The following is an 8297-nucleotide window of genomic DNA, read 5'->3' on the forward strand; positions in this document are numbered from 1 at the left end:
CGAGCCGGGCAGGTACGTCCAAGACCCATTTCTTGCCGCATTGAGAGGCTGCGCCTATCAGCCGGAGTCCGCGAGGCCGTGGAAGGCGGCCGCGGCGGGGCTCAGCCGTCCCGGCCGGGACACGAGTGACACGGCCAGGGAATCGGGGCAGTCCAGCGCCCGGACGGCGGCCCCCGCCGCTTTCGCCAGCGCGCGCCAGGAGTCGCTGACCACCGCGATGCCGACCCCGGCGAGGACCAAGGGCAGCACGGCTTCCCGGTGTTCCACCTCGACCGCGAACCGGCTGCCCGGAGCCTGGCGCAGCACGGCGTCGGCCACGCCGCGCATCCCCGTGCCTTGCTGGCCCACGATGAGCGCGGCCCCGGCGAGTTCGGCGGGACGGACCGGATCCCCGGCGGGAAGCGCCGCCTCGTCACGGCCCAGCAGGGCGAAACGCTGGGTCTCCAGGTGCAGCGCGTCCAAGCCGGGAAGCGCCGCGGCCGTCGGCGAGGCCGCCACCACACCGAGTTCGGCGTCGCCGGTCGTGAGCATCTTCACCACGTCGGCGGGGGTGCTCGCCGCGCGGACCGAGATCCGCACGAGCGGGTTGACAACGGCGAAGGCGGCGATCAGGTCCGTGAGCGGGCTGACCGATTGCGACGGCATCGAGGCGATGACCAGTTCTCCGCCGAGAAGACCGTCGACCGCTTCCACCGTCGCGCGGGCGAGGTCCAGCCCGCGCATGACCTCACGCGCGGGCGCCACGAGAGCGTGTCCGGCAGCCGTCAGCACCAGGCGGCGGCCGGTGCGGTGGAACAGAAGGCTTCCCAGGTCCCGCTCGAGCGTGCGCAAGGCTTGGGAGACCGAAGGCTGGGCGACGAAAAGCAGTTCGGCGGCCCGATGGACGCTTCCCGCGTCGACGACGGCCAGGAAGTACCTCAACTGACGAGCATCCACGTCGCGCCTCCTCGTGATCGATAGCCGAGGCCTATCACCTTGCCAGCAACCCGGTCTTGGACCGGCGAGGCGCCCCAGGGGCTTACTGGGTCGCTACGAGGGACGGCACCGGCGCCGGCCCGTCGCGAGTCCCGAGGAGGGCACCGTGTCCGATGCCTGGCTCCTGGCCCACACCGGCATCGCCATCGTGGGCATCGTCGTGCTGATCACCTGGCTCAGGACGCCGCCGATCTTCGGCCTGCTGATCGGCGCCACCTATCTGGGCCTGGCCACCGGCCTCGGGGCGGGCGGCACGACCGAAGCGCTGGCCGCCGGATTCGGTGACGTGATGGCCGAGATCGGCCTGCTCATCACCTTCGGCGTCGTCATCGGCTCACTGCTCACCGCCACGAACACGCTCCATCGTGTCCTGGAGCGGCTGCTGGGTGTCTTCGGGGAGAAGCGGGTGCCGATGGTGTTCGCGGTTTCCCTGTCGACCGTGTTCACGTCGATCTACTCCGACGTGGTCCTGGTGCTCACCGCGCCGCTGGCCCGGCGCCTCGGATCCCGGCTGGGTCCGAAGGGGATCGCGCTCATGGGCGGCGCGCTGACCGCGGGGATCGAGGTCGGGCTGGTCTTCGTCGTCCCCGGAGTGGCCGCGCTCGCCGTCGCGGGCCTTCTCCGGGTGCCGCTCGGGGAGATGTTCCTGTTCGGGCTGGCCGTCGGTCTCCCCACCGCCGTGCTGACCACGCTGGTCTTCACCATGCTGCTGCGCCGGACACTCCGCTGGGATCCGGCCGCCGACGAACTGGCGACCGAGCGCACCGACGGCACTGCTGACACTGATGACGCTGCTGACACCGCGCCCGTCACCACAACGGTCGTCCGTCAGTTGCCTCTGTCGCTGTCCGTCTCCCCGGTGCTGCTGACGCTCGCGTTGATCGCCCTCGGCGCGCTCGCCAGTGCCTTCCGGTTCCCGCTGGGGCCCGTCTCGCTGCCGACCGAGCCGGTGATCGCCATGGCGATCGGCGCCGGGCTCGCGCATCTGCTGGCCCGGCGCGTCCTGCCGCGGCACGAGGTCAACGCGGCCGTGGGCAAGGCACTGGCGCTGGCCGGACCCATTCTCGTGCTGTCCGGGCTTTCCGGCTCGGTCGCCGAGGTGATCGGGAAATCGGGGCTGCGCGATGTGCTGGCGAGCTCGTTCGGCACCGGTTTCCTGCCACCGCTGGTGCTCGTCTGGCTGATCGCCGCCGTGCTGCACATCGCGATGGGATCCATCTCGATCTCCGCGATCACCGCGGCGGGCATCCTCGCGCCGATCGCGGGCTCACTCGGGGTCCCGGTGGTGCTGGTCGCCCTCGCCGCCTGCTCCGGCGCGCTGTTCCTCCCTCATGTCAGCAGCAACTTCTTCTGGATGTTCCAGTCACTGCTCGGGCTGAGCACGCGGGGCACGTTCAAGACGCACACCGTCGCCATGTCGCTGGCGTCGGTGCTCTCACTCCCGATCGTGCTGCTGCTCGGCCTCGTCGTCTGACGGCGAAAGTCACTCACGCCAACGGTTGTTGAGGAAGGCGTCGTCCTCGTCGTCCACCGGTGCCGGACGACGGGGAGCGCGCCGGGGCACGTCCCGCCCCACGCGGGCGGGCGGCTCCGGGGTGAACGGAGCCGCCGAGTCCTCGAAGGCAGGGGCGTCGTCGAACGCCGACGCGTTCCCCGGCTGGGCGTGCGACCTGTCGGTGTTCCAGCCTGACTTCGTCTTGCGCTCCCCCAGCTCCCGCCGGTTCTCGACGTAGCGCTGGGCGGTCATGACCTGCTTGGTCATGACCTCCTGCGAGCTGGCCTTGAGCTCGTCGGCCTTCTTGTCCCGCAGGCCCCTGCGCTCCGCCTGCTCGCGGACGAGACCGTCCAGAGTCGCCTTCATGGCCGAGGTTTCATCGACGCTCATCTGCTTCTCCCCTGCCTCGGACTACCGCCTGCGGGTGGACGGCTGATCCTCATCGTCCAGCAACGAACCGGTGATCCGGCCGGTGGGTTCGTTGATCTGGTCGAATACCTCGCCCTCGATCCGGTACGCGCGGTTGCTCCGTTCCTGGTCACCGCCGCCGCCCTGGCCGCCACCGCCGCCCATGCCACCCATCGGCGGCATCGCGCCGCCCATGGGCGCTTGACCGGGCGACGATCCGCTCATCGGGGCGGACGGGGCACCCGCGGGCACGGCCTGGTGATGCGACCCGCCACCGCCGGTGTGCACGCCTTCGGTCAGCGACTGGCCTGTCGCGGGGCTCGCGGTCTCGAACGGGGCCGAGATCGCCGGGCCGCCGCCGCCGTGACTACCGCCGCCGCCGTGGCTGCCGCCGCCACCGCCGGAGCCACCGCCTTGGCCGTCACCGGCGCCGATGCCGCCACCGCCGAGACCGTCCGGAACGGTTCCACCACCACCGTGGTGCGGGGTGAGGCCCGGCCGGGAGTCGGGCTGAACCGTCCCGGTGAGGGGCTTGGCCGGATGCGAGGAGGTGTCCGTGGGGTCCTTGTCTTCGCCGAGGGTGTACGTGGTCGGCTTGCCGTTGCCGTCGTCGACGGTGACGACAGTCGGCCCGGACGGACCGTCGGGACGTTCGGCGGTGATCTTCACATCGCCGTCCTGGAAGTGGATCTTGCCGTCCGGCCCGGGGCGATGGACGTCGTCCTTCTTCCCGTCCCCGTCGGGAGCGGAGCCCAGCTTGGACTCGTCGCCGTCCTCGGTCCAGTCGAGTTTGAAGTCCTTGGCCGGACCGGAACCGTCGCCGACCTTGATCTCCATCTCGCCGTCTTTGTCCGGCTCGGTCATCTCGAAGGTCTTGTCACCCTGCTTGACCTTGAGAGTCTCGCGTTCGCCGTCCTCGGCCTTGTCCTTGTCACCGTCTTCACCGGGTTTGTCACCGGTCAGCTTGTCGCCGTCTTCACCCGGCAGGTTGTCGTCGAGCTTGTCGAGCGCCTCGGAGGCCTTCTTCTTCGCGTCTTCAGCGGCCTTTTCGGCGTCTTGCTTGGAATCGCCGTCCTTGGAGTCAGGGTCCTTGGGGTCGCCGGGTTTGGAGTCGGTGTCGCCCAGGCCGCCACCAGGGGCGTCGCCCATCTTGTCCAATGCTTCCGACGCCTGCTTCTTCGCGTCTTCAGCGGCTTTTTCGGCTGCTGCCTTGGCTTCGGAGGCCGCGTCCGTGCTGCCACCGCCGGGGCCGCCACCGGTTCCGCCGCCACCCGGACCGGAGCCGCCACCGCCGAGGTCGCCACCGCCGGGACCGTCGCCCAACTTGTTCAGCGCTTCGGACGCCTGCTTCTTCGCGTTTTCGGCAGCCGCCGCGGCCTGCTTCTTGGCTTCTTCGGCCGCGGCCTTCTGCTCGTCGCCGGATGACGGCGGCGGAGCCGAGCCCGAGGGCGAGGTCTGGTCCTTGCTCGGGTCCGGACCGCCACCGGTGCCACCGCCACCGGGACCGGAGCCGCCGGCACCGCTCTCGGGAATCTTCACATCCGGGACGGGCGGGGGCTTCTGATCTCCCGAGGGACCGGTGCCGCCACCCGAACCGGAGCCCGAGCCACCACCGGAGCCGCCCTCGGGAATCTTCACGTCGGGGATGGGCGGGGGCTTCTGGTCACCCGACGGACCGGTGCCGCCACCCGAACCCGAGCCCGAGCCGCCACCGGGGCCGCCGCCAGTGCCCGAGCCGTCGCCGGGACCTCCACCCTGGCCACCGCCTTGACCGCCACCCTGGCCACCGCCGCCCTGACCGCCGGTGAAGTCCGGGCCGCCGTTGCCCGGGCCGCCGGGTCCGCCGCCCTTGCCGCCGGCACCGCCCGCGCCGCCCTTGCCGTCCGCGCCTTGGAACTCGTTCTTGACCTTGCCCATGACCTTGTCGAGCTCGTCGTAGGCCTGGTTGACGAAGTCCTTGGTCTCCTTGCAGTTCTTCTCGAAGCCCAGGTAGATGGTGGTCCACATCTCGGGCATGAACTGCTTCTGGATCCACTGCTTGGCGAGGTTCTGGCCCGCCTTCTTGAACTCGTCGTCGTCACAGCAGCTGTCGTTGTTCAGCTGCTGAACGAGGTTGGAGCCGAAGTTGGCGTCCATCCACCCCGCGATCGCGCCGAGGTCCTCCTTGCCGCTCTTCTCGCCGGCGGCGATGGCGACGACCTTCTGCGCCATCGGGAAGTCGGCCTTGCCGACCACCTCTTTGTAGCCCTTGACGACCTCGTCGGCCTTCTCCTTGCAGAGCTTGAACACGGCGGTGGCGGTGTGCAGCGTCGCTTCGCTCGCGGTGTTCAGCGTCTGGGAGAGTTTTTTGGCCTTGGGAAGGATCTTCTCGTTGTAGTTCTCCGACGAGGCGTCCGCGGCTTTCCCGGTCCAGGTCCCGTACAGGGTGTTCAGCTGGGATCCGGTGTCGTCCATGGTCTTGTCGACGGTCTTCGAGCCGGTCTTGAAATGCGCGGCGTCGTCGACGAAGTTCTTGAAGTTGATGCCGCGCTGCTCGTCGAAGGGCTTCTTGATGTCCTTCTCGAAGTCGAGCGCGCGACTGGTCCCCTTGCAGTCATCAGGGAGCTTCGCCAGCAGGGAACCGAAGGTCTGGAACACCTTGAGCGCGGGCATGGCGGCGTCGAAGATCTCGTCCGACGTCTTGGTCCCGCCGCCGTCCGGCGTGGGTTCCTTCTTGCCGTCCAGCTTCTTGTCGCCTTCGTCGACGGCCTTCGTCTCTTCGTTCTGGGTGAAGCTGGCCTGATCGCCGGCGGCCTTCGCGCCCCCGTAGACCTTCTTGGTGTCGCCGTCGTAAGGCATGAACGGCAAGGCGTTGTAGGTCTCCGCGTATTTCGCGGCTTCCTTACGCTTGTCCTTGATCTCCTGCGGCTCCTGGTCCGCGCTCCACGGCGGCGGCGCCGGATGCGTCTTGATCCACGAGCCGATGAGCGCGGTCTTGTTGCCTGGTGGCACGCTCGGGTCGTCGAGGACGGCCTTGACTTGGGTCCAAGTGAGTTCGTCGGCCACTAGCGCATCCCCGTCTTGGTGATCTTGTTCTTCGTCTCGTCCTCATTGGCGCCGTAGGTGGTACTCGCCGTGGAGAGGTTCGTGCCGAACGAGCCGAGCGTGGTGCTGTACCCCTGGACCGAGGCCCACAGCGCGGCCACACCGTCGGTGTACTTCTTCGAGTGGTCACCGTGCGCCTGGCCGAAACCGGCGGCGTTCACGGGCGTGCTCGACAGATCGGGATTGTCTTCGAGCAACTGCTCCGTCAGCTTTCCGATGTTCTTGGACGCCGATGAAAGCGCCTCGGTCGCCGCGGTAAAGCCCCCGCTCATTCTTCTCAGCGCCTTTCGTCGGATCCGTCGGCCTTACCGTCGAGTGCCTCTGCGAGCACTTCCGCCACCGACCCGATGTCGGTGAACCGGTCCAGCTGGTCCAGATCAATCCTCACGTCGTGGTAGATCTCCAGCGCCGACAGGAGTTTTATCCGTCCTTTGGAGTCGATACCCAGCTCTTCGAGCGGTGCGTCGAACTCGATTTCGGCGGGATCAAGCCGAAAAGTCTCGCTGACGACCTTCACGACCTCCGCGCGGTGATCACCCACGAGGCCGACTATAACGCGCCTTAGCCGCCGCTCGCGCAACCTTGCCACTGGAAGTGCGCGGAAGGTCACCGGAGGGAACCAGACGTACGGATCGCAACGTCAGATCATGTTCACGTGACACCGCACGCAATACCACCCGGGTGACTTCTTTGACATCCGCTTCGGCGTTCTTTGCCCATTCGGCTACCAACATCGCCCCTTCACCCATTTCGTCCGCCACGCCGAATGCCGCGACGCGGTCTCGACGGATGGCGGGATGCGCTTCCCCTGCCACCGCCTCGATGTCCTGCGGGTGGAAGTTGCGGCCGTCGATGACGATCAGATCCTTGAGCCTGCCGGTGATGTAGAGGTCGCCGCGGTGGAACACGCCGAGGTCGCCGGTGCGCAGCCAGCCGCCGACGCCGCCGAGTTCGCCCCCGAACGTGGCGGCGTCACCGCGGCCCCAGTAGCCGGACGCGACGTTCGGGCCGTGGATCCAGATCTCTCCGACGAGGCCGTCGGGCTGTGTCGCCCCGTCACTGACGATCCGGACCAACTGGCCGAGGGGGCGGCCGACCGAGACGAGTCCCTGGCCGTCGGGCACCTCGGTCGCCCGGCCCTGCGCGAGGGCTTCCCTGTCGAACACCGCGCCCCGCGGTCCTTCCTCACCCGCGCTCGCGACGTACACGGTGGCTTCGGCCAGACCGTAGGACGGACGGTGGGCTTCAGGCCGGAAGCCGCGCGGACCGAAGGCCTCCTGGAACCGCGCGACCGTGCGCGGCTGGACCGGCTCGGCGCCGTTGAGCGCGACTCGCACGTCGGAGAGGTCGAGGTCGTCCCCTGCCTCTTCGGCGGCATCGACGGCCAGGTCGAACGCGAAGTTCGGCGCGGCGGTGAACACGGCCGGATGATCGGCGAGCTGACGCAGCCACCGCACGGGCCGGTGCACGAACTCGGCGGGCGACATGAACACCGACCGCGCGCCGGCGTAGACCGGCAGGCAGAGAAGCTGGATCAGACCCATGTCGTGGAAGAACGGGATCCAGCCGGCGCAGGTCGTACCCTCGTCGACGACGTAGGCCCGGCTCGCCTGCCAGCAGGCGGCGGTGACCGCCCGATGCGGGATCACCGCACCGGCCGGCTCCCGCGTCGACCCGGACGTGTACTGCAGGTACGCGGGACTCTCGGGGGTGACGGGAAGCGGATCGACGCCCGGCCCGGAGAGTTCGTCGACCACGATCAGGTGGTCGGGTGTCCCGGCTTCGCGCACTTTCGCGGCGGCGGCCGAAGACGTCAGCCAGCCCCTTGCTCCGCAGTCCGCCAGCACTCCGGTGAGCCTGCCTCGCTGCGACGGGCTGGCCGGCGCCATCAACGGGACGGCCACCAGCCCGGCGGCGAGCGCGCCGAAGAACGCCAAGGGGTAGTTCAGGTCCTGGCCGGTGAGCACTGCGACCCGATCACCCGGCCGTGTGACCTCGCGCAGCGCCCCCGCGACCACCCGCACCCGGGAGACGAACTCCGTCCAGGTGACCGTGTTGTCCACGCCCGCGCTGTGATCCTGGTGCGTGAACAGCGGGCGCTGGTCGGCTTCGCGAGCGAACAACCGCTCGACGATCGAGGTGCGCAGCACCTGCTCCGGGACCTCCACCGGCGACGCGGTCATGTCCCGCAACCTACTGGAACCGCCGGACGGCTGCCGGGACGGGCCCGCGCCGGGTCACCATGGTCGTGGGGGTTGGGGGGGGGGGGGGGGGCCCGCGCCCCCCCCCCCCCCCGCCCCCCCCCCCCCCCCGCCCCCCCCCCCCCCGGCCGCGG

7 protein-coding genes are annotated in these 8297 nt (G+C 69.4%); 1 reads left to right on the forward strand and 6 read right to left on the reverse strand.

The features are described from left to right. Positions 1 to 57: 57 nt before the first annotated feature. A complete protein-coding gene (locus tag ACZ6YV_RS00565) occupies positions 58 to 936 on the reverse strand; it encodes a LysR family transcriptional regulator (RefSeq protein WP_465507631.1) in 879 nt (292 codons plus the stop codon). Between the two features lie 145 nt (positions 937 to 1081). On the opposite strand from ACZ6YV_RS00565, the gene ACZ6YV_RS00570 reads away from it, so the two are divergent. Further along, positions 1082 to 2449, forward strand: a complete 1368-nt coding sequence (locus tag ACZ6YV_RS00570; protein WP_465507632.1) for a GntP family permease — start codon at positions 1082 to 1084, stop codon at positions 2447 to 2449. 9 nt (positions 2450 to 2458) lie between these two features. Here the strand turns inward: ACZ6YV_RS00570 and ACZ6YV_RS00575 are convergent, their stop codons facing one another. From ACZ6YV_RS00575 to ACZ6YV_RS00595, 5 genes are read right to left on the reverse strand one after another with little or no spacing between them, the layout of a single operon-like run. Next, positions 2459 to 2860, reverse strand: a complete 402-nt coding sequence (locus tag ACZ6YV_RS00575) for a hypothetical protein (protein WP_465507633.1) — start codon at positions 2858 to 2860, stop codon at positions 2459 to 2461. A gap of 21 nt (positions 2861 to 2881) precedes the next feature. After that, positions 2882 to 5923 carry a WXG100 family type VII secretion target gene (locus ACZ6YV_RS00580; RefSeq protein WP_465507634.1) on the reverse strand — a complete coding sequence of 1014 codons (3042 nt, stop codon included), beginning with the start codon at positions 5921 to 5923 and terminating at the stop codon, positions 2882 to 2884. Next, complete coding sequence (locus ACZ6YV_RS00585) at positions 5923 to 6234, reverse strand: hypothetical protein (protein WP_378242297.1); 312 nt, start codon at positions 6232 to 6234, stop codon at positions 5923 to 5925. The genes ACZ6YV_RS00580 and ACZ6YV_RS00585 overlap by 1 nt, the downstream gene beginning before the upstream one ends. A 5-nt stretch (positions 6235 to 6239) precedes the next feature. Further along, complete coding sequence (locus ACZ6YV_RS00590; protein WP_465507635.1) at positions 6240 to 6503, reverse strand: acyl carrier protein; 264 nt, start codon at positions 6501 to 6503, stop codon at positions 6240 to 6242. Then, positions 6496 to 8145: a fatty acyl-AMP ligase gene (locus ACZ6YV_RS00595; protein WP_465507636.1), complete on the reverse strand. Its 1650-nt coding sequence runs from the start codon at positions 8143 to 8145 to the stop codon at positions 6496 to 6498. The genes ACZ6YV_RS00590 and ACZ6YV_RS00595 overlap by 8 nt, the downstream gene beginning before the upstream one ends. Positions 8146 to 8297: the final 152 nt, after the last annotated feature.

This window comes from Amycolatopsis sp. NPDC102522 (assembly GCF_055584485.1).